Genomic DNA, 23,269 nt, shown 5'->3' with positions numbered 1-23,269 from the left:
ATTTATTGGTTCTGTAATTCTGCTTATTGAACATAGCATACAAACAAAGGCGACTATTAATGATCAAAGACTGCTAAAGTTTAACATCAAATCTCCAGCACCTAAAAGCTAAAACAGATTATAAAGCTGTGCCAACGGCAGCTTGGTTGCCGGCTCACAGGTCAAGTGCACTCCATCTACAGTTACTTTGTAAGTCTCAGGGTCAACTTCTATGTCAGGCAGGTAGTCATTCAAAGCCATGTCTTTCTTTTTGACACTGCGGCAGTTCTTAACAGCTACCACTTGTTTACTTAAGCCATAGGTGTTTTTAACATGCTCCACAGAGGCCTGCGACACAAACACCATAGAAGTTTTACCAATTGCCGAACCGAAAGACCCGAACATTGGCCTTGAGAAGTAAGGCTGAGGCGTAGGTATAGAAGCATTAGCATCCCCCATCTGTGATTGCACTATAATGCCTCCCTTGATCACCATTTCTGGTCTGGAGCCAAAGAAAGCAGGTTTCCAAAGCACCAGGTCCGCCAACTTTCCTAGTTCAACAGAACCTATTTCTTCAGAAAAACCATGTGCTTTGGCAGGATTAATAGTGTATTTGGCAACATAGCGTTTCACACGGAAATTATCTGTTTTACTTTCGGAGTCGGCATCTTCCGGAAGCAGGTTCCGCTGCACCTTCATTTTATGGGCTGTTTGCCAGGTACGGGTAACTACTTCACCCACACGGCCCATAGCCTGAGAATCTGAAGCTATGATTGAAAGAGCGCCCATATCGTGCAGGATGTCTTCAGCAGCAATCGTCTCTCCACGAATGCGGCTTTCGGCAAAGGCCACGTCTTCGGGTATGTTTTTATCGAGGTGGTGGCACACCATGAGCATGTCCAGGTGCTCATCAATAGTATTCACAGTAAAAGGACGTGTTGGGTTAGTTGAAGAAGGGATTACGTTTGGCTCTCCACAAATCTTAATAATATCCGGTGCATGTCCTCCTCCTGCGCCTTCAGTATGATAAGCATGTATAGTTCTACCTTTGAAAGCATTGGTAGAGGTCTCTACAAATCCACTTTCGTTTAAAGTATCTGTATGGATACAAACCTGCACATCATATTGATCGGCAATACTTAAACAGTTATCAATAGCTGCTGGCGTTGTACCCCAGTCTTCATGAAGCTTAAAACCTAAAGCCCCCGCCTCCACCTGCTCGATAAGCCCTTCAGGCTTAGAGGAATTACCCTTTCCTAAGAAACCAAAGTTTAAAGGATAAGCCTCCGTAGCTTTCAACATCATTTCGATAAAGAATGCTCCGGGTGTACAGGTAGTAGCATTGGTTCCGGCAGCAGGCCCTGTGCCTCCACCTACCATAGTAGTTACACCAGATGCCAATGCTTCATTTATCTGCTGAGGACAGATAAAATGAATATGACAGTCTATGCCTCCTGCTGTTAAAATCAGTCCCTCTCCTGCGACCACTTCGGTTGTGACACCTACCACCATATCAGGATCAATACCGGGCATAATGTGGGGATTACCACCTTTGCCTATGCCTGATATGCGGCCATTCTTTATACCGATATCGGCTTTGTAGATACCTGTATAATCTATTACAAGCGCATTCGTAATAATCATATCCAGGGCATCGGCTTGTGCTATGCCAGCAGCCTGTCCCATTCCATCCCGCAACACTTTTCCTCCACCAAATTTACATTCTTCACCATAAGTGCAGTAGTCTTTCTCTACCTCCACAACCAGGTCTGTGTCGCCTAAACGCACCTTGTCTCCTACAGTGGGGCCATACATATCAGCATAAGCACGGCGGTCTATCTTATAGCTCATAAGTTTCTAATTTTTTATAGAGAGGATGAGTGTTATTACACATAGCATATCTAGCTATTGTGCAGGAAGTTATTATTTTTCACTTTAACCATAGCATCAGCCTTATGCGGTCCATCTAACTGCCCACTAATAAGGCTGTTTCCGCCGTACACTATTCTTTCTCCAGCCAATGCCACCAACTGCACCCGCTTTCGTTCGCCTGGTTCAAAGCGTACAGCAGTGCCAGCAGGTATGTTTAAGCGGAAACCAAAAGCTTGCTCGCGGTCAAACTGCAAAGAGGCATTTGTTTCAAAGAAAGGATAATGTGAGCCAACCTGCACCGGGCGGTCGCCCATGTTTGTTACCTCCACCTCCACTACTTCACAACCTTCATTTAAATTAACCTCCGCATCAGCAAGCAGATACTCACCTGGGTTAGGATTGATAAGATTGTCAGGTGTTGCAGTTTTAGAATTGTAAGAAAGCCCGGATGCATATAAAGCCAGTTCAGGGGAACCCTGCTGACGACAAACCGGGTGATGTACGGTTACCAGTTTTGTTCCGTCGGGGAAGGTACCCTCTACCTGTACTTCGGCTATCATTTCTGCCACTCCCTCCATTACGTTGTTCAAGCCTAAGATTTGCTTGCCTTTGTTCATCAAGGTCGCCACACTTTCACCATCCCGGATAAATTCCAGTAGCTGTGTCGCAATTAAAGCAACCGCCTCCGGATAGTTTAGCCTCAGGCCTCGAGCAAATCTTTTCTGAGCTACGAAGCCAGCATTATGAAGGACTAGTTTATCAATGTCTTTAGGGGAAAGATGCATGATGATGCGGTATTAAGAGTTAATGTTCTGATTAGCATGCTTATCTTCTTCACCCATCATCACAAAACAGCATACAATTGATTATTGAACAGAAATATAGTAAATATTTAGCCAGAGTAGTGTACAAATTCTAATTAAAGAGCTTTTTCTTAAGAAACACCAGATTACTTTAGCAGCAGCTATATCTTGACGTTCTCATAGATCATCCAACTGCCATACAGAATACATATCAGGGAAGACAGCACTATAACGCCACTTTTAAATGCTCTGTTGATTTTCATGCGTTGTGTGAAGGGAATACTGAACATGCCAGCGGCAATGAACATACCAATAATGGACCCTACGCCAAAGACAAGAATGTAAATAACTCCAAGCACAGGGTCATTGATTTCACTCATGACAATAATCACTAAGGCACCACTTCCGGCCAAACCATGAATCAGACCGACAGTGTATGCCAACCCATGCTGGTAGCGCGGGCTTCTGACTTTAGTATAATTGCCTTTGTTCAGGAGCCGGCTAAACCCCATTATAACCAGCACTAAGCCCACAAAGGCTTCAAAATAGCCAGAACTGAATATTGTAAGCCTGCTTAGAAGGATAAATGTCCCGACTATAAACAAAGTAGTCGTATGCCCTAGCCCCCAGTAAAAGCCATCCTTAACAGCCAGCACCACACTATCACGCTTTGAAACAATATTACTTACAGCAATTAAGTGATCGGCCTCAAAGGCATGTCCCATTCCGACAAGAGCTGCAAACAAAATGGGTAAGAGAGCTTCCATACAAGTGTAATGTTTGAAACAATGAAATTACAATATATAGAAACTTTATCAAAAGATTACTTTCAGCTGATAATCCTCTAATTTTTAGCTTAACTCTAAAGAAATAGCACTTATGTCATTTAATCAGATAATAAACTTCTGTTAACACGCTGTGCTGACATAAACACGCTCAACTTAGGCCTTAAAGCTTAAGAACCTGATCTTGTTTCTTTCTGCTTATTAGTCAGATAAGTAAGCAAGTCCCTTAAATATTGATTTGTCTCCAGATCAGTAAGCTTAACCATGTGTTGACGGCCTTTATCTTCTACTTTGATAATATATTCCTTCATATCAGCTCCACGTACTGGCACTGGAGCTGGCTCCGGCAGGTCAAAGAAGTTTGCCTCACATACTAAATTCTCTACATGAGACGCTTCATCTGCCGGCAAGCTCTCACAGTTAATTTCCAAAGCCTTGTTTAAGCCAGGGAAGAAACCAAACCCTCCTTCAGGTTTAAAATATATTTTCATAACGTAGGGATATAAGCAGTACTCTTTCTAAATTATATTATCATAGGAACTGATATACCAACTTTTGTCCAGGCATCACACACCTCAGCTTCTACTTTATATCGCTTTGCGTTTTCTACAGTTAACTGTGCGAAGCGCTGAAATTTATCATTAGACCTTAAGCGTGAATCAAGCAGGGTCTCGTACCACACACGACCAGCTTTTTCCCACGCGTAGCCCCCAATATTGGTTGCTGCCAGATAAAAGGCTTTATTAGGTATGCCGGAATTGATGTGAACCCCGCCATTGTCTTCAAAGGTATTTACAAAATCATCCATATGCCCTGGCTGTGGATCCCGTCCCAATACAGGGTCATCGTAACCAGTGCCAGGTTCCTTCATAGACCTCAACACAGCAGGGTTACCTCCCACGCCCTGAACTCTATCTGTAAATAAGCCCGCTCCAATCAGCCAGTCAGCCCCTTCTGCCGTTTGGTTCAGTGCATATTGCTTTACCAAACTACCAAAAACATCAGAAACAGACTCATTAAGAGCTCCTGACTGACTGGAGTAAATAAGTTGGGTTTCATCTTCAGTTACTCCATGCGCCAATTCATGCGCTATTACATCAAGTGAAATGGTGAACCTGTTAAAAAGCTCTCCATCCCCATCACCAAACACCATGCGCTGACCATCCCAAAAGGCATTTGAATAGTTAGCACCGAAATGCACCGTACCATTAAGCGGCATTCCTTCATCATCAATTGAATTCCTGTTAAAGACATTCCAGAAGAAGTCGTAGGTAAGCCCGAGGCCATCATAGGCTTCATCTATAGCTGGGTCGCCAGTTGCAGGGCTGCCTTCGGCCCTTACTATTACACCGGGTAATGCCTGAGCATTATTAGCACTGAAGATAGTGCGTTGTTTATCACCAGCCAGCATAAAAGCCAAGGGCCTTTTCTTTATCAATTCGGCAGCAAAGCGAGGTACTGCTCTCAGGCTACGGAATGTGGTGTCGCCACTTAAAACGTGCAGTGCCATAGAACGCTGCTCTTTACTGCCATTTTCAGCAATAGATCGCAGAATATAGGGTGGCAAAATACAAAAAATGGAATGGCGGTGGGGTTTGTTTTGCTGACACATAAAAAGTTTAGTTTGTTTAATGATGCTGATATAGGTCCGAAAAAAGGTAAAGCTGCTTATCAGACTTCATACCTGTTTTTTAGCAATAGGTTGCCCGGCTAATGCAAAGCAAGTAAGCCTGTTATCTATAATAATACTTTAGCACTTTTCCTGTTATAAGTAAAACAGATTTTGCTATATATGAAATAACAGAAAGAGACCAAATCTTTTTTGCTATTTAAGAACCTTTCGAAGGTACACAGGGTAACAAATTCAGATACTTAAGTTAAAACAAACCATGAAAACAAGCAACACAAAACGCCTGGACGGACAAGTAGCCATTGTAACAGGTGCCAGTTCCGGAATCGGCCAGGGTATTGCCATAGCTATGGGCAAGGAAGGAGCCAAAGTTCTGATAAACTATCATTCCGATGAGGAAGGAGCCAACGATACCAAAAAGCAAATAGAAGAAGCGGGTGGTAAAGCTGTCACATTAAAAGCGAATGTATCTAAAGAAGAGGATGTGCAGAAGATTTTTTCCACGGCCAAAGAGGCTTTCGGCACTATAGACATACTGGTCAACAATGCAGGCATTCAGGACGATGCTCCCCTGCTGGACATGACACTCGACCAATGGCAGAAAGTTATCAGCACTAACTTAACAGGACCTTTTCTTTGCGCCAAAGCCGCAGCAAAGGAGTTTGTAGATACTGGCATTAAAGAAGATATTTCAAAAGCAGCAGGTAAAATCATATTTATCAGCTCAGTACATGATATAATACCGTGGGAAGGCAGAGTAAATTATACTGCTGCGAAAGGAGGCGTTATGATGATGATGAAAACATTGGCTCAGGAACTTGCCAGCTACAAAATCAGGGTTAACAGCATCTCGCCCGGTGCCATAAAAACAGACATCAACAAACAAGATTGGGGTTCAGAAGAAGGTAAACAAAAGATGCTGTCTCAAATACCATATGGTCGCATCGGAGAACCTGAAGACATTGCAAAAGTTGCTGTATGGCTCGCAACTGACGAGGCTGATTATGTAACTGGCGCTACCATTTATGTGGATGGTGGAATGGTGCTATACCCATCCTTTATGGACTAAGTTCTATAACTCTTTACTTTCACTAGTCTAGGTATTATTCGATAAGATAAAAGTAAATGCCAGGTACAAAATTATGTACCTGGCATTTACTTTTATCTCACCATCGTTGCGGTTAATTATTCAGTAAAGCACCAATATCTGCTGCCGTTAATTCAGGATTTACCCCATCTCTGGAAGCAACTAATGCGCGAAAAGCTGAGACATAACTTAAGCTTGCACTATTTATAAACTGGTGCAGAAAAGCTGTTAAGTTTGCATCTTCTGGTTTATCTATAACAACGGCAATTCAGCCCATTCTGGTTTATCACCTTATAAATTAAATAGTATCTGTAACTTTATACGCTACTAAACTTTCTGTTCCTTTAACTGAAGAGCAAGCCCTTCTGTATCAGCAAATAAAATTTAATCTCAGCAAGACAAGCCGATAAAAAAAACGATACAACAAGTTATACTACAGACCGAGTACTATATCTTTAACATTTCAGCAAAAAGAATAATAAATGAGTTGACTAAAAATGAACAGAATAATGCTCTGTCAGTTTTATGTTATTGTAGTAGCTTTGTTGTTTTAGATTGATATAAACTAAAAGAAAGCTTTAATTAGATTAAAACATCTACTTGAACAGGACTGCAGAAACACTAGCCCGATTTGGGCTTACGCTTCAAATTTTGAAAACAGCTCTGGCTGCTGCCATATCGTGGTTTGTGGCTACTAGCTTACTACATGCGGAGTATCCTTACTTTGCTGCCTTAGCAGCCATACTAACAGTACAGGTTACAGTAGCTGATTCTGTAGAAAAAGCCACGCAACGCATTATCGGTATAGTTGGCGGAGTGATGATCAGTATGCTGATGGGGCATTGGTTTAAGATTGGAGCAATATCTATTTTCTTGGTGATATTAATCGGAATGGGCATTTCGAAGGCACTGCGCATGAACCCGCAGATAATATCGCAGGTGGCCATCAGTTCCTTTTTAGTTCTTGCCTTTGGTCAGACACAGGAGGGATATGCTTTTGCCAGAATTATTGAAACGATCATAGGATCAACTATAGCCGTAATCTTAAACGCTTTGATTGTACCTAAGAATGCCATACCAGATGTTAAAAGCAGCATTACGACCTTTAGTAGCCTTTCTGCTACTACACTAAAAAGTCTGAATACCCTGTTAGATGATCATGGCAGTAAAAGAAAAACAGGGCGATCTGAAGTAGATGCCCTCGTAAAAGAAACCGACAACTGCCACCAGACATTACAATTGGCAGAACAAAGCCTGAAATACAATCCTCTTTTAACCCGCGAACGAACCCGAATTAAGCGCTTATCTGTAAGTGTCACTAAGTTGGAACACATTACGGTTCAGATCAGGGGCATTCGCAGAGGCTTAGCTGATTTACAACTAAACCCGGTCTTTAAACAAGAATATTCCAACATTGCGCAGTTTAAAGTAGCTATGGAAGCTACAGCAAATTGCATCGCTACTTTTGGTCAAACTATTGTGGATTCTTCTGAAATAAACTTATCGAGACTAAAAAAAGCTATTCAGGAAGCTCGTGCAGAGCAGGCTCACTGCCTGACGGACCTTAAAGGTATCTCGTCTTTGGAAACCTTACGTGATGTAGGCGGCGTCCTGACCGACCTTAGCCGCATAGTTGCGGAAACAGAAAGGCAGAACCCAATAAAGGAAGAACCTAAAGCCTAACTATAGAATATAAGCTTAAATACCTGTTTATAAATCAATTACCCATCAAATATTTCTTAAATCCATAATTCGGCTTAGCTTTCCTCCCTCGCTTCTAGGTAGCTGGCCGTAGCCCATGAGGTTCACTTTAATATTAAGACCAATATTTTCTTTTATCTTTCTTGTGAAGTTCCCCTCTAGCTGTTGCAGGCTTTCATTTTGCAAAACAATCTCCCTGTTTATCATTTCTAGCCCCAGTTCCCTCAACAGGTTTTCCTCTACCTCTACATTTACCTCCACCTCATCCAGTGTTCCTTTTCTGGTTACAATTACCTGATAGTTGGGACTTGCGTGCTCAATATCACGTATTACGTCTTCTACCTGTGTATGAAAGAAGTTAACTCCCCTAATAATCAGCATATCATCGGAACGTCCAATAATAGGTCCCATTTTAATATGCGTACGCTTAGCAGATTTATCATAATAAATATTAGTGATATCGTTTGTCCAGTAGCGGATGATTGGGTTCGCTTTTTTAGTGAGTGTTGTCAGCACAAGTACTCCGTATTCGCCCTCAGCTACAGGTTCTCCTGTATTTCTGTCCACTATCTCCGGGTAAAAGTGATCTTCCCATATATAACTCCCGGATCCCCGCTCCTCTACATCCTCCTGCGACACGCCCGGTCCTATAATCTCACTAAGACCATAGATATTGGTAGCCTGCACCTGCAGCCCTTTCTCCACTTGTTCCCTGATAGTTTCTGTCCAGGGTTCGGCCCCCAGAATGGCATACTTAAGGTTAACAGCGTCTTTGGGGATTCCTCTTTCTTTCATTTCCTCAGCCAGCGTTTGCGCATAAGAAGGTGTACAGCAAATAACCTCCGGCCTGAAATCCTGCAGTAAACGGAGCTGCCGCTCTGTCATCCCTCCAGAAACTGGCACCACCGTCATACCCAACTTTTCTGCTCCATAATGAAGCCCTAAGCCCCCTGTAAATAAACCATAGCCATAAGCATTATGAAGCATCATACCAGGCTTGCAGCCTGCAGCAGCCAGTGACCTGGCTACAACCTCAGAAAAAATATTAATATCAGCAGCAGTATATCCCACTACAGTAGGCTTTCCTGTTGTTCCGCTGGAGCAATGCAGCCGCGCAACTTCATTTTGCGGAACTGCGAACAGTCCAAAAGGATAGTTGTCACGAAAGTCACTTTTTCTGGTAAAAGGAAGCTTATGCAGTTCCTCTAAACCTTTAAACGTTCCCGGAGCAATACCTGCCTCATCAAACTTTTGTCTGTAAAAGGGCACTCGGCTGTATAAATATTGTATCTGCTCTTTTAAAAGAGCATTCTGTAGTTTTCTAAGCTTTTCAATAGGAAGGCGCTCGATCTCGGGGTTAAAAAGCATTGGAGTTTTTAAGTAAGTAAAAGTATAAAATGCATAACAGCCTTTGCAGGAAAGAAACAATGTTAAGAAGCAACAAAGCTAACAATCGCTTTACTATTCACTCATCAAAACAACTAAAAAGCTATCACAACATTAGATGATACCAAAGATACGCTCTCTTATCCAACAAAACCTAATTGCAAAATACTCAATAGGCTTAAGATATTATTAGCATACAGCAGGAACCTATTAACCTCCTTTAGCATTTATCTAGCTGTGTTTAGGTTTATTTATCAGAAACTCAACTTTCACCTCCACGGTTCGGTTTCAGACGCGGTAAAATCTGCGATCAAAATAACACAATAAGTCAGTGAAGTGTTGTGCCATCATAAGCTATTATCCATTTATTATGAAAACAGTCTTTTTTTTTAGTTTTTAACAACAGGCTATTGTATAAAATACTACACCAGCGCCTTCCTTAGTAGTATTTTTGAAAATTTATGATTAACTTAGTGGTTCCCACTCTTCAAAAACAGACTAACAATTTTAATTAACCAGAATTTATCTAATAGATGAATAAAGATATTTTGCCACAAAAAGGACTTTACTCACCAGTATTTGAGCATGATTCCTGTGGAGTAGGATGCGTAGTTAACCTGAACGGCCGTAAATCTCACTCTATAGTGAAAGATGCACTTACTATGCTTACCAACATGGAGCATCGGGGGGCCACAGGTAGCGATCCTGAAACAGGAGACGGAGCTGGGATATTAGTACAGTTACCACACGAATTCTTCAGCAGACAATTAGAAGAATTTGCCATTCGCTTACCAGAGGCAGGCAGCTATGGTGTTGGCATGATTTTCTTTCCTTCTTTATATGAGGTGAGGGAAAACTGCCGGAAAACCTTAAATATATGTGCCCGCAAACTTGGCTTTGAGCTCTTAGGCTATCGTCTTGTTCCGGTAAACAGCCAGGTGCCTGGCCATGAGTCTAAAGCAGTAGAACCTTATATTGAGCAGGTTTTTATTCAGCCCGTTGATAAATCTATCAGAGGCGAAGAGTTGGAGCGTAAGCTTTTTGTGCTGCGCAACTTTATCAAAAGTGAAATAAAGAAAACTGTTGCAGGTGAGAATGGCACCTTCTATATGGTTAGCCTTTCTTCACGCACCGTTATTTATAAAGGACAGCTGAAAACAGATCAGGTAGAGAAATATTACCATGACCTGCGCCATCCTGATTTTAAATCTGCCCTGGCTGTTGTTCACTCCCGTTTCTCTACGAATACTTTCCCTAATTGGAAACTGGCACAACCTTTCCGCTTTATTGCACATAATGGCGAGATCAATACCATTAAAGGGAATGTGAACAAGATGAAGTCTAAAGAAGCTTTAATGTCTTCTGCTCTTTTCACTGAAGAGGAAATGCAATGGATGCTTCCTATTACTGACCCTGAAAACTCAGACTCGTCTAACTTGGATGCCATGGTAGAGTTGCTTACCCTTGCTGGCAGGCCACTCCCTCATGTTATGATGATGTTGGTGCCGGAGGCCTGGCAGAACAACAAGCAGATGGACCCGATGCGTAAGGCATTCTATAAATACCATGCTTCACTGATGGAGCCATGGGATGGCCCTGCTGCCTTGTTCTTTACAGACGGCACACAAATCGGTGCCACACTGGACCGTAATGGTCTGCGCCCTATCCGCTACTGCATCACCAGTACTGGCCGTTTGGTAATGGCTTCAGAAACAGGTGCACTACCTGTAGACCCGAAAGAAGTTGTTAAAAGGGGCAGACTGCAGGCTGGCAAAATGATACTAGCTAATGTAGAGGAGAATAAAATTTATTTTGATGAGGAAATCAAAAAAATGGTTTGCGATGACAAACCATATTATGATTGGATTATACAAAACAGAATAAAGCTTCATGATAATGCCGACCCGGAACTTTCACTGGCTCCTGTGCAGGCAGAAGAACTAAGAAGACAACAAAAAGCATTCGGTTATACTGCTGAAGATCTTAAGATGATTATTCAGCCAATGGTTGTAGGAGGTAAAGAGCCTTTGGGAAGCATGGGATCTGATGCGCCTCTGGCTGTTCTATCGCGCCAGGCACAGCATATTTCCAACTATTTTAAGCAGCAGTTCGCACAGGTTAGTAATCCACCGATAGACTCTATCCGGGAAAGGCTGGTAATGTCTCTGTTTACCCGTTTAGGTGAGTCTCTGAATGTTTTGGATGAAACGCCGGAGCATACGCGACAGGTGCATATTTCACAGCCTGTGCTGAGCCATGAAGAATTTCATAAACTTCTTAACCTGAAACAGCAGGGATACGATTATCAGTTTTTAGATTCAACCTTCTCTACTCACGAAGCTGGCTCTCTGCAAAAAGCGTTAGACAGAATCTGCGATGAAGCAGAAGAAGCAGTTAAAAATGGCAAAAAGTTTCTTGTTATCTCTAACAGAGCTATAAGTGCTGAAAAAGCTGCTGTACCATCTCTTCTGGCTGTCGGTGCTGTTCACCATCACCTGATCGAAAAACGGATACGAACTAAAACAGGCCTTGTAGTTAAAGCCGGAGATGTTTGGGAAACGCATCATTTTGCTACCATTATTGGATATGGAGCCAGCTGTGTTTACCCGTACATGGTGTATGACACTATTCAGGGTTTATTGGAACAAGGTAAGTTAGATGCTACTTTACCTTTCTCTCATTACAGCGAAAACTTTATATACGCTGTAGGAAACGGCTTGCTGAAAATTCTTTCTAAAATGGGTATCAGTACGCTGCAGTCTTACCAGGGCGCTCAGATTTTTGAATGCTTAGGCTTTGGCCAGGAAGTAATACAGAAATGCTTTAAAGGTACTGTAAGTCGTTTAGAAGGCTTGAACTTTGAAGACCTGGAGAGAGAGTGTCTTGCTAAACATCAAACAGCTTTCGGAGCTACAAACGGTATTCTGGAAATGGGAGGTTTTTACCAGTGGAAACGCACCGGAGAAGAACATTTACTGCATCCGGATGTAATCCACCTGCTGCAGAAATCTACCCGCCTAAACGATCAGCAGTTATATAATAAATACTCAGAAAGAGTGCGCAAGCATCAGGAGTCTGCTATCACTTTGCGTAACCTGTTTGAGTTCCGTAAACGCCAGCCAGTTGCACTGGAAGAGGTAGAGCCTGTAGAGAATATCTTAAAGCGTTTTGCTACCGGGGCCATGTCTTTTGGTTCTATCTCTCATGAAGCACATAGCACATTGGCTATTGCCATGAACAGAATTGGTGGTAAAAGCAATAGTGGTGAAGGTGGTGAGGATGAGGCCCGCTATATTATGAAAGAGAATGGCGACCTTGAACGTTCTGCGGTAAAGCAGGTAGCTTCCGGACGCTTCGGGGTAACAAGCCATTATCTTGCTAATGCAGATGAAATACAAATTAAAATTGCTCAGGGGGCCAAGCCTGGAGAAGGCGGGCAGCTGCCAGGCCATAAAGTAGACCAATGGATTGCAAGAGTGCGCCACTCTACACCAGGTGTTGGCCTGATTTCCCCTCCTCCTCACCACGATATTTATTCTATTGAGGACTTAAAGCAATTAATATTTGACCTTAAAAATGCGAACCCCAATGCACGAATCAATGTGAAGCTGGTGGCTGAAGCAGGTGTTGGTACCATAGCAGCTGGTGTGGCGAAAGCAAAAGCTGATGCGATTATGATATCAGGTGCTGACGGTGGTACAGGTGCAAGCCCACTTAGCTCTATCCGGCACGCGGGTCTGCCTTGGGAGCTTGGCTTGGCAGAAGCGCACCAGACACTTGTTAAAAACGACCTGCGTAGCCGTGTGGTGCTGCAAACAGATGGGAAGCTGATGAATGGCTATGACCTGGCAGTGGCAACCTTATTAGGTGCAGAAGAATACGGTGTAGCAACAGCAGCATTAATTGTCGAAGGATGTATTATGATGCGTAAGTGCCACTCTAATACCTGCCCGGTTGGTATTGCCACACAAAACCCTGAGTTACGTCAGTTGTTCTCAGGGAATCCTGATCACCTGGTTAATTTCTTCACCTTTATGGCCGAAGAATTAAGATTGGTAATGGCATCTTTAGGATTCCGGACAGTAAATGAAATGGTTGGCCAATCTCATGTACTCAAAGTAAGAAACGACCTGAACCACTGGAAACTGAAGAACCTGGACCTGTCTCCTATCTTGTATCATGAAGCGGTACCAGCCAATGTTGGAACTTATTGCCAGATTTCGCAAGATCATGAAATAGATAAAGTTCTGGACAAACAGTTAATCCAGGACTATAACTTAGGAAGCTCTGAAGTTCATAAATACCGCATCATAAATGTTGACAGATCTGTTGGCGCTATGCTTTCTTATGAAGTGTCGAAGAAGCATGGTAAAAAGGGATTAGCAGAAGACACTTTCAATGCTGAGTTTCATGGTTCTGCCGGACAAACTTTTGGGGCTTTCCTTGCTCCAGGTCTTACATTCCGCCTGGTGGGCGAAGCAAACGACTACTTAGGCAAAGGGCTTTCTGGCGGTAAGCTTATCCTACAGCCATTTACAGAAAGCAGTTACATGCCTCATGAACATATTATCACAGGTAACGTGGCACTATATGGGGCTACTTCAGGTAACGCCTATATTAATGGAATGGCTGGTGAGCGTTTCTGTGTTCGGAATTCAGGTGCAGAGGCTGTAGTAGAGGGAGTTGGAGATCATGGCTGCGAATACATGACAGGCGGTAAAGTGCTTGTTTTAGGAGCGGTTGGTAAAAACTTTGCCGCTGGTATGAGTGGAGGTATGGCCTTTGTATATGACCCGACAAATGATTTTCCGGAACAATGCAACCTGGATATGGTCGACATAGAGCAGCCTGAGAATGCAGACCTTGCCTGGATTGAGCAGAAGCTGAAAGAGCATTACAACTATACTGGTAGCATACTTGCTAAAGAGTTGCTGCAAAACTGGGACATGAGCCAGAAGTTCTTCCAGAAAGTAATGCCGCATGATCTTAAGAAAGTCATGCAAGTAAAAGAAAGTGAAATATTAAAAGTAGTTGCGTAATGGGAAAAGTAGATGGATTTTTGCTGTATGACCGCGAATTGCCAGCACCACGCGATCCAAAAGAAAGAGTACACGATTCAAAAGAGATATATCAACCATTTCCGGAAGAAAAAACACAACAGCAGGCAGCCCGTTGTATGGACTGCGGCGTTCCTTTTTGCCACAATGGCTGTCCGTTAGGAAACCTTATACCGGATTTTAATGATGCCGTTTACGAAGGTGAATGGGAACGCGCTGCGCAAATTTTGTACAGCACAAACAACTTTCCTGAATTTACAGGCAGAATTTGCCCTGCTCCCTGCGAAGCCAGCTGTGTGTTATCTATCAATAAGCCGGCAATTACCATTGAGCATATTGAAAAATCTATTGCTGAAAAATCTTTTGAGCTAGGATTAGTTAAAGCTGAACCTCCAAAAGAAAGAACAGGCAGAAGAGTAGCCGTAGTTGGTTCCGGTCCGGCAGGTTTGGCAGCCGCAGCCCAGCTTAACAAAGCAGGCCACCAGGTAGATGTTTACGATAAAGACGACAAAGCCGGAGGTTTACTTCGCTATGGTATACCAGACTTTAAGCTGGAGAAATGGGTAATAGACCGCAGGATAGCCATTATGGAAGAAGAGGGGGTTCGCTTCCGCCTGGGTGTGGAGATTGGCAAAGATGTTAGCTTAAAGAAACTGTACAAAAAGTACGATGCTGTACTTATGTGCATTGGTTCAACCAAGCCACGACCACTGCCAATTCCTGGTGGTCATTTAAAAGGAATTCACTTCGCCATGGAGTACCTTAAGTTGCAGAACAGGAAGGTAGCAGGCAAAACTATACCAGAGGAAGTTGATCTTAATGCGCGGGATAAGCATGTGTTGGTAATCGGAGGAGGAGACACAGGTTCTGACTGTGTGGGTACAGCTAATCGCCAGTTCGCAGAGTCGGTAAGTCAGCTACAATACCGATTTATGCCATCAAAAGACCGTTTGCCACACAACCCATGGCCTGAATGGCCCATGATCTATACTAGCTCAAGTTCTCATGAAGAAGGTTGTGAGCGAAGTTATGGCTGGTTAACTAAAGAATTTATTGCCGATGAAAATGGCTTTGTGAAAGGCCTTAAAGTAGTTGAACTTGATTGGAAAAACGCAAAAGAGTATACAGAGAAGCCTGATAGCGAAAGAATACTTCCGTGTGACCTGGCACTTATAGCCATAGGTTACGAGCGTCCGGAGCATGATGCATTCCAGCCTAACTTCGACTTTGAGTTAGACAGCAGAGGTAACTTTAAGCTGAATGAGTGGCAGACAAGCATTCCGGGTATTTTCTCTGCCGGAGATGCCTGCCGAGGGCAGTCGCTGGTAGTCTGGGCTATCTCTGACGGACGAGAAGCTGCACGTGCAGTGGATATGTACCTGATGGGTAATTCAGATTTACCTTCCAAGGAACTTTCCAAGTTCAAGTTAGCTGCTGAATAATTTCAGAAAGGCCACTCAAATGAGTGGCCTTTTTTTGTACTCCTCTTTAATTCAGATTCTAAATGTTTTCACTTTTAAAGCTGAAACCCCTCTTCTCAAATAACTAAAATCAAAATCTAGCAGATAGCAAAGCTAAATTGCTTTATCTTCCGTAATATATAGAAACAACAATATTAACTGGAATGACCTCTGATTTAAAGACCTTAACAATAAGTGATATAAAAGAAGAAGCTAAAGATTTTAAAACTTTTTTTTTCAAGGAAAATGATGCAGACAGAATAAAGTATAAGCCTGGGCAGTACTTAACGCTGCTCCATCATAGTCTTGGTAGCGAAATCAGAAGGTCTTACTCTATTACCTCCTCGCCAGCCTTACATGAACCTCTTTCTATTGGTGTAAAACGAATCGAGAATGGTGCCTTTTCCAGATTTTTAATTGATAAGGCAAAAGTAGGTGACCAGGTATTAACCTCTGGTGCCGGCGGTTTTTTTACACTACCGGAAGATAACAACTCCTATAAACAGGTTTATTTATTCGCGGCAGGTAGTGGCATCACCCCTATTATATCTCTGTTAAAAACATTGCTTTACAGCCATCCTGATGTAGCAGTAGTTTTACTTTACAGCAACAGTTCCATAGAAAAAGCTATTTACCTGGACACACTATCAAAACTAGCCGCTGAATTCCCTGACAGGTTCCAGATTGAGTACTTGTACAGCAATGCAGCAGACTTAACCAGAGCAAGGCTTTATAAGGACCTCTTGCAGACTTTGGTACGTAGTTATGCGGTTGCCCCTTACGAAAACGCGCTCTTCTACATCTGTGGTCCTTTAAATTATATGCGCATGTGTTTTTATAGCCTTCGCCAGATAGATGTTCCTTTGGAAAATATCCGAAGGGAAAGTTTTGCCATTGAGAGAAACGTACCCAAAGTTGCCCCACCAGATACAGCCGCACACCAGGTTGAAGCCAGGTTCAGAGGGAACACGTACAATTTTAGTGCTAAATACCCTCATACTATTCTAAGAGCAGCCAGAAACGAAGGCATTAGCTTACCCTATAGCTGTGAAGCAGGAAGATGTGGCAACTGTGTGGCCAGATGTGTAGAAGGTAAAGTCTGGATGTCATATAATGAAGTACTCACAGAAAAGGATTTAGCCCAAGGGTTGATTCTTACCTGTGTTGGCCATCCTGTTGATGGAGATGTAGTACTGGACATTTATTAAACTATTGTACTCCTCATAAATAACATCTTTGGTTGCTTTTACTTGCTCAAGTATTAAGCAGTCACCATTTAGGAATAACAGTTGTTGCCCTGGCTCCTTTTAAAAGCCCCTACTCTATTATGCTCTAACACTATCATTCAAATAAAAAATTGCGCTCCGTTTAATATTAATAACTTAAATTTGATGTTTAAACCCTTACTAGTGTTAGTACTTAAAAGATTAGCTTAAACTACCTTTAACTTTAGAAAAATACGTTTTCATTTCATTATCAATAAATAAAGCTTCAAATCATCTAATAATTACGTTCTAATGGCCGGAATTTCACCTAGTCCTAAAACAAGCCCAAGAAGCTCTTCTGCTGATAAAAATATGACCAGCAGCGGAGCCAGTTATACAGGACCTTTAGTTATAGTTACCATGCTTTTCTTCATGTGGGGTTTTATCACCTGTATGAATGATATCCTGATTCCTAAACTGCAGGAAGTATTTACATTACAGAACTGGCAGGCTATGCTTATTCAGACTGCTTTCTTTGGGGCGTATTTTATTATTTCATTCCTTTACTTTATTTTCTCTGTCACCAAAGGTGACCCGATTATGAAAATCGGCTACAAGAATGGTATTATAATAGGGTTAGTTGTAGCCGCTATAGGTTGTACGCTTTTTTATCCTGCTGCAGACTACCACAGTTACGGCCTATTCTTATTGGCTCTTTTTATTCTGGCTTCTGGTATAACGGTATTACAAATTACAGCTAACCCTTATGTAGCTATTCTTGGTCCTCCTGAAACTTCCTCGAGCCGGATGAACCTAACCCAAGCGGTAAACTCTTTTGGTACAACGATTGCCCCTATTATTGGTGGTTACCTTATTTTTGAACAGGTTAGTACTACTGTAAGTGCCGACTCAGTAAAGCTTCCTTATATAGGGCTTGCCGCAGCACTCCTGCTTATAGCCGTACTTATTAAAGTAGCTAAACTTCCTGGCCTTACAGGCGAAGAAAACAATCCTTCATCTGGAGCAGGCGCTTTGCAGTACCGCCATTTAGTACTCGGTATCATTTGTATTTTTATGTATGTTGGTGGTGAGGTAACAGTGGGCAGTTCTATAATCAACTACCTGAAGCTCCCACATATAGCTGGCTTGGATGAGGCGGAAGCCAAACACTTTCTTGCTTTTTACTGGGGAGGTGCAATGATTGGCCGTTTCTTTGGTGCAGTGGCTTTGGCTCAGTTCAAAAACAACAGCTTAAAATATATTATTATGGCTGTAATAGGCCTTGTTACTTTCTTAACTGTTTACGGTATTTATGGAATTGATCAGGCAATTATTATTATTGGTCTGGTAGCCGTTAATTTTATTGTGTTGCTTTTAGGTAGATTTATACCTAACAGAACCGTAGGTTTATATGCCACCAGTGTTATCATCCTGCTCCTGATCGGAACATTTGCACAAGGGCGCCTCGCTATGTGGTCTATTATAGCTATTGGCTTGTTTAATTCTATTATGTTCCCAACTATTTTTGACCTTGCCATTAAAGGGCTTGGAGTTCACACCAGTCAAGGGTCATCGCTTCTTGTAATGGCTATAGTTGGTGGTGCCATTATTCCGCCATTGCAGGGGCTTTTTGCTGATATTACGGGTAGCCTACAACTATCTTTCCTGATTCCAATGGCATGTTATGCTTATATTCTTTACTATGGTTTTATAGGCTATAAACCAAAAGCCTCATCGCAAACAGCATAACCAACAGCTGGCTGTTCATAAGAGCAAAGGTCCTTAAGAAGTTACTTAAGGACTTTTTTATAGACAGAAAATAGTTGTATACCGTATAAGAAGCCAGCAATTATACAGCATAAGACTATGAAAAAAATACCAGATCACTATTTGAAAGCTTTATCCATAGGAGCCGTAGCAGGAATGCGTTCACTTGCAGCACCGGCAATGCTCAGTAATGCACTTGTCCAGAGTTCTTCCTCTGCTCTGGAAGGCTCACCATTAAAATACATGCAATACAGTAATGTGGCATCCATACTTAAGGTAATTTCTGCAGCTGAAATGGCAGGAGATAAAGTGCCTTCTGCTCCCGATCGCATTATGCCATCTGCATTGAGCATACGTGGGTTATCGGGAGCTTTTGTTGGCGCGGTTGTTTTCAAAGCTAAGAACGATGCCTTTTGGAAAGGAGCCTTAGTAGGGGCAACAGGTGCTGTAGCAGCATCTTATGCAGCCTTTTATATTAGAAAGTATCTTACCCAAAAAACCGGTGTCGCTGACCCTGTTTTCGGAGCTATAGAAGATGCCCTAGTAGTAAAAGCAGGTGCAAGTTTAAGCGATATCTAAAAAAAATAAGCATAACATGACTACACCAGACAGTTAAAGAATTATATTAAAATATACTCTACTTGTCTGCTGTAGATTGTGTTTGATCTCCGGGAGCCTGATAAAAGCGTGTAGTCGGATAGGCAAATTGTATATCAGGAGAAGCGATGAAATTAGTTAGAATGTCTTCCCATATCAGGTTCTCGCTTTCCCGGCGGCGACTTAAGTTGCAGAGATAACGTACAGTAATTTCAATACCGAATTCACGTACTTCTGTATATAACTTAGGTTTGAAATCTTTATAGAATATAAGATGCCGCTGTGTTTCTCTCTTTATTCTTAACTGAGCGTCCTCACTCAACTCTTCAGAATATTTATTGGCTATCTCAATCAATATAGCCTTTGCTTCCTGCCAGTCACTTTCAAAAGTTATACGCACATGTAGCTCATTCCATATAAAAGGAAAGCCATAGCTATAATTTGCCTGAGGTCTTGTAAAAATTTGTCCGTTGGGAATATGGACAACACGTCCTGTTGCCTGATCTGCATTTACCCAGTTATGAATTTCGTTGAGCGTAAACTGGAACAGTCTTATATCTATAACATCACCTTTATAACCGTCAATCTCTATCCTGTCACCTATTCTTAAAGGCCGCTTCCAAATCAGGAATGCCCAGCCTGCCATGTTCATGATGGGTTCCTTAAGAGCTAAAACAAGTCCTGCAGAAAGTAAACCTAAGAACGTAGCTATTGACTGGAAACCGTTAAACCAGATATTAACTAAAAGCACGATACCAAGGCCAGTAACGATGTAGTTTGTCGTTTTCCGCCATCGGTAAAGCTTACGGGAATCTGTTTCTCTACGAGATGCTATTTTTAATAAAAGCCTGCTAAGTAACCACAGCCCTAATAGTACAACAACAGATAAGAAGATGTTCTCCTGTGTTTCAGTTTGCAGCCCTAGTACCTCCTCAACCCAATGCTCGATCTTACGCATGTAAACATTTTTTATGTTCTGCATACGAGCATAATTCTTGTTTGGATAAAGCAGTACCTGACAAGAACAGAAGGATTATTCTAACTTACTAAAGCAGAAGAGAGAACTTTAGTAAATAAGAACATTTAGAATAACTTAAGAAGCTTAAATATTTACTACTAATAATAGGTTCTTACTTTCAAGCAAGCAGGCAACGTTTGGTCATGCAACTACTTGCTATAAAAGAAGCAGGAGAAGATACCTGGCCCGTTAATTTCTTTATTAACGAGTTCTGGTACTTAAGAAAGTAAGCTTTTTGGCAGGCTTGTAATTCTTGCTGTAAGCAGGGCAAGTTTCTCTCTGACAAGAAGCAAAAAGAGCCATTAAAAAGACAAAAACCAGTAACTGAGATAAAAGCTTTTTCATAAACATGTAATTTTAGTTTACAACTATTAGATTAAAAGCAGGTAGGCATAAATTTACCTAAATAAAATAACATTTAGTACCCCTGCTAAATGTAAAATTAAATTTTACAACAGACATTACTTCTCCTGTTCAAAATGTTTATACAATATTATGTTATTTTATTCCCATTAAAAAGGAAAAGCTTTAATATATTTTAAATAAAATATATTAAAAATTATATAAACTTTATTGCATATAAAATACACTGATTTACAACACAATATGAAACGCTAAACAGTTACTAATACGGGTCGAACAGTATGAGAGGTGATACTTATTTGAGCTTAAATCCTACAACAACTTTTAACCCGGTCAAAAAAAAGCACGAATAGCTTTAGCTATTCGTGCTTTTTAAAGATGAAATAAAGAAGGAATATTATAGCTCAGATTAATCAGCCATCTTTTCTTCCAATTCCTCAACTTCCAGCATCAGGCTCTCCCATTTTTTTGTTACAACATCCAGTTCTTTCTTAACAGCGTCAAAAGCCTCTGTTTTTTCTTGCAGGAGTGTTACATCACCATATATTTTAGGGTCAGCGATTTCAGTTTCCAGATTGGCTAATTTCTGTTCCAGCTTTTGTACTTCATTCTCTGCATCTTTTATCTGCCTGTTAACCTGCTTTAACTGATTGGAAAGTTGCGAAAGTTCACTTTTCTCACGTTGTTGTTTTGGCTCATCCTGCTTAGGAACCGGCGTATTAGCAGCTGCTTTCTTTTCCTCTTTCTCCCGTTTATCCATAAACAGCTCATACTCGGCATATGTGCCAGGATACTCTTTTAACTGATAATCCTCTATATACCAGATTTTTGTAGCCACATTCTCTACAAAATAACGGTCGTGGGAAATAACTACAAAAGTACCTTCATATTGTTCCAGTGCCTGAATAAGAATATTAACCGACTGCATATCAAGGTGGTTGGTTGGCTCATCCAGCATCAGAAAGTTTGCTTCTGAAATAAGCGTTTTAGCCAAGGCCACCCTACTCTTCTCCCCTCCAGAAAGCACCTTAATCTTCTTAAATACTGTATCACCAGTAAAAAGGAAAGAGCCTAATAAAGTACGAAGTTCTACTTCTGTCTTATTAGAACCTGCCTGCTGCAGTTCCTGTAGCATTTCATTTTCTACATTAAGCGACTCCAGTTGGTGCTGCGCGTAGAAAGACAGAATGACATTGTGACCCAGTTCACGATTTCCTTTGATAGGCTCCGTTCCGGCAATAATACGCAGCAAAGTAGATTTACCTTTACCATTAGCACCGACTAGGGCGATCTTGTCACCACGTTCTATGTGCACATTGGTATTTTTGAAAATAACTTTATCTCCGTAGCTCTTACTCATATGCTCGAGGCGAAGAATGTAGCGGCCTGGCTGTGTATTAAATTTAAAACTAAAATTCACTTTAGCCGCATCCGGAGCCACATCGTCTATGCGATCCATGCGGTCCAGCATTTTCTGGCGGCTTTGCGCCTGCTTTGCTTTTGTGGCTTTAGCTTTAAAACGCTCAATAAATCGCTCTGCCTGTCGTATCTGTGCCTGCTGATTTTCATAAGCTCCTTTCTGTATCTCGTTCCGCAATTCCTTCTCTTCTACATAAAAGCTATAATTACCAGCATACAAATTCAGTTTGCTATTCGATACTTCTACGGTAATGTTGGTCGTCCTGTCCAGGAACTCTCTATCGTGCGACACAATAACCACTGCTCCTTCGAAACGCTCCAGGTAAGACTCCAGCCACTTAATGGATGGCAAGTCCAGGTGGTTCGTTGGCTCATCCAGCAAAAGTAGCGAAGGCTTTTGCAAAAGAATCTTAGCAAGCATTACTCGCATACGCCATCCTCCAGAGAAAGAAGCTAATGGTTGCTGCAATTCCTCTGTACTAAAACCTAAGCCTTCCAGTATAGCCTCAGCATCAGCCTGCATGGTGTAACCGCCCAACACCTCAAACCGCTCCTGCAGATGCGCCAGTTTGTCCACCAACTCATCACGATAGTTATTCTCAAACTCCACCAGCACCTGGTCAATTTCCTTTTGCAAATTTACCGCTTCTTCAAAAGCCTGCATGGCCACAGAGAGGATACTCTCATGGGTTTCATAGCTTAGCAAGTCCTGGTTCAAAAAGCCAATAGTGGTTTCCTTACTCATCTGAATGCTGCCACCATCAGGTTTATACTCCCCTACAATAATACGCAGCAAGGTAGATTTACCTGTACCGTTTAAACCGATAAGGGCTATCTTATCTTTAGGCTTTATATGCAGATTGGCATCCTCATACATGGGGCGGCTGCCAAAATGAAAATCAAGATTATTAATGGATATCATGCAATACGTTTACTACAGTAAACAACAAAGTTACTATAATTTTAAATGAATGGCATCTTTTGAAAGTTTTGCCTCCAATGCCTATAATATAAACCCCAAAACAATTGACAAAGTGCTAGCTATCTTTTAATTTAATTAAATTATTCTTTCATAAAGCTGATAAAATATCAGCTTTATGAAAGAAAGTTGTAGAGCCAAGCTATTCGAGCCTATTAGTT

15 protein-coding genes are annotated in these 23,269 nt (G+C 41.7%); 7 read left to right on the top strand and 8 right to left on the bottom strand.

Going from position 1 to position 23,269, the window contains the following annotated elements:
* Nucleotides 1-108 precede the first annotated feature (108 nt).
* The 5 genes from ureC to LN995_RS02355 all read right to left on the bottom strand — a co-directional run bounded on the left by ureC (nucleotide 109) and on the right by LN995_RS02355 (nucleotide 4,949).
* The gene (gene ureC, locus LN995_RS02375) at nucleotides 109-1,830 is read right to left on the bottom strand and encodes an urease subunit alpha (RefSeq protein WP_229958024.1); all 1,722 of its coding nucleotides are present in this window, start codon (nucleotides 1,828-1,830) and stop codon (nucleotides 109-111) included.
* Nucleotides 1,831-1,880: 50 nt separating this feature from the next.
* Nucleotides 1,881-2,636 (bottom strand): urease subunit beta, encoded by a 756-nt coding sequence (locus LN995_RS02370; RefSeq protein ID WP_229958022.1) that lies wholly within the window; start codon nucleotides 2,634-2,636, stop codon nucleotides 1,881-1,883.
* Between the two features lie 179 nt (nucleotides 2,637-2,815).
* A complete protein-coding gene (locus tag LN995_RS02365) occupies nucleotides 2,816-3,421 on the bottom strand; it encodes an urease accessory protein (protein WP_229958019.1) in 606 nt (201 codons plus the stop codon).
* Between the two features lie 188 nt (nucleotides 3,422-3,609).
* Nucleotides 3,610-3,930, bottom strand: a complete 321-nt coding sequence (locus LN995_RS02360; RefSeq protein ID WP_229958018.1) for a protealysin inhibitor emfourin — start codon at nucleotides 3,928-3,930, stop codon at nucleotides 3,610-3,612.
* Nucleotides 3,931-3,962: 32 nt separating this feature from the next.
* Nucleotides 3,963-4,949, bottom strand: a complete 987-nt coding sequence (locus tag LN995_RS02355; protein WP_229958016.1) for a M4 family metallopeptidase — start codon at nucleotides 4,947-4,949, stop codon at nucleotides 3,963-3,965.
* A 379-nt stretch (nucleotides 4,950-5,328) separates the two neighbouring features.
* Between LN995_RS02355 and LN995_RS02350 the strand changes: the two genes are divergently transcribed.
* Nucleotides 5,329-6,138 (top strand): SDR family oxidoreductase, encoded by an 810-nt coding sequence (locus LN995_RS02350; protein ID WP_229958014.1) that lies wholly within the window; start codon nucleotides 5,329-5,331, stop codon nucleotides 6,136-6,138.
* Between the two features lie 618 nt (nucleotides 6,139-6,756).
* Nucleotides 6,757-7,839, top strand: a complete 1,083-nt coding sequence (locus LN995_RS02345) for an FUSC family protein (protein WP_229958011.1) — start codon at nucleotides 6,757-6,759, stop codon at nucleotides 7,837-7,839.
* Between the two features lie 45 nt (nucleotides 7,840-7,884).
* Here the strand turns inward: LN995_RS02345 and LN995_RS02340 are convergent, their stop codons facing one another.
* Nucleotides 7,885-9,225 carry a phenylacetate--CoA ligase family protein gene (locus LN995_RS02340; RefSeq protein WP_229958009.1) on the bottom strand — a complete coding sequence of 447 codons (1,341 nt, stop codon included), beginning with the start codon at nucleotides 9,223-9,225 and terminating at the stop codon, nucleotides 7,885-7,887.
* A 551-nt stretch (nucleotides 9,226-9,776) separates the two neighbouring features.
* On the opposite strand from LN995_RS02340, the gene gltB reads away from it, so the two are divergent.
* From gltB to LN995_RS02315, 5 genes are all read left to right on the top strand, one after another.
* Nucleotides 9,777-14,282: a glutamate synthase large subunit gene (gltB, locus tag LN995_RS02335; protein WP_229958006.1), complete on the top strand. Its 4,506-nt coding sequence runs from the start codon at nucleotides 9,777-9,779 to the stop codon at nucleotides 14,280-14,282.
* The gene (locus LN995_RS02330) at nucleotides 14,282-15,742 is read left to right on the top strand and encodes a glutamate synthase subunit beta (RefSeq protein WP_229958004.1); all 1,461 of its coding nucleotides are present in this window, start codon (nucleotides 14,282-14,284) and stop codon (nucleotides 15,740-15,742) included. The genes gltB and LN995_RS02330 overlap by 1 nt, the downstream gene beginning before the upstream one ends.
* Nucleotides 15,743-15,924: 182 nt before the next feature.
* Nucleotides 15,925-16,968, top strand: coding sequence for a ferredoxin--NADP reductase (locus tag LN995_RS02325; protein WP_229958002.1), 1,044 nt, complete (start codon nucleotides 15,925-15,927; stop codon nucleotides 16,966-16,968).
* A gap of 309 nt (nucleotides 16,969-17,277) precedes the next feature.
* Nucleotides 17,278-18,714 (top strand): sugar MFS transporter, encoded by a 1,437-nt coding sequence (locus tag LN995_RS02320; RefSeq protein ID WP_229958000.1) that lies wholly within the window; start codon nucleotides 17,278-17,280, stop codon nucleotides 18,712-18,714.
* A 117-nt stretch (nucleotides 18,715-18,831) separates the two neighbouring features.
* Nucleotides 18,832-19,311 carry a DUF4126 family protein gene (locus LN995_RS02315; protein ID WP_229957998.1) on the top strand — a complete coding sequence of 160 codons (480 nt, stop codon included), beginning with the start codon at nucleotides 18,832-18,834 and terminating at the stop codon, nucleotides 19,309-19,311.
* Nucleotides 19,312-19,369: 58 nt separating this feature from the next.
* Here the strand turns inward: LN995_RS02315 and LN995_RS02310 are convergent, their stop codons facing one another.
* Both LN995_RS02310 and abc-f read right to left on the bottom strand, forming a co-directional pair.
* On the bottom strand, nucleotides 19,370-20,311 hold the full coding sequence (locus LN995_RS02310) for a mechanosensitive ion channel family protein (protein ID WP_229957996.1): 942 nt from the start codon (nucleotides 20,309-20,311) through the stop codon (nucleotides 19,370-19,372).
* An 808-nt stretch (nucleotides 20,312-21,119) separates the two neighbouring features.
* Nucleotides 21,120-23,051 (bottom strand): ribosomal protection-like ABC-F family protein, encoded by a 1,932-nt coding sequence (abc-f, locus tag LN995_RS02305; protein WP_229957994.1) that lies wholly within the window; start codon nucleotides 23,049-23,051, stop codon nucleotides 21,120-21,122.
* Between the last annotated feature and the right edge of the window lie 218 nt (nucleotides 23,052-23,269).

Source organism: Pontibacter silvestris, from assembly GCF_020907275.1.
GTDB classification, from domain to species: Bacteria; Bacteroidota; Bacteroidia; order Cytophagales; family Hymenobacteraceae; genus Pontibacter; species Pontibacter silvestris.
The sequence above is the reverse complement of the archived record's forward strand: the minus strand, read 5'-3'. Positions and strand labels throughout refer to the sequence as shown.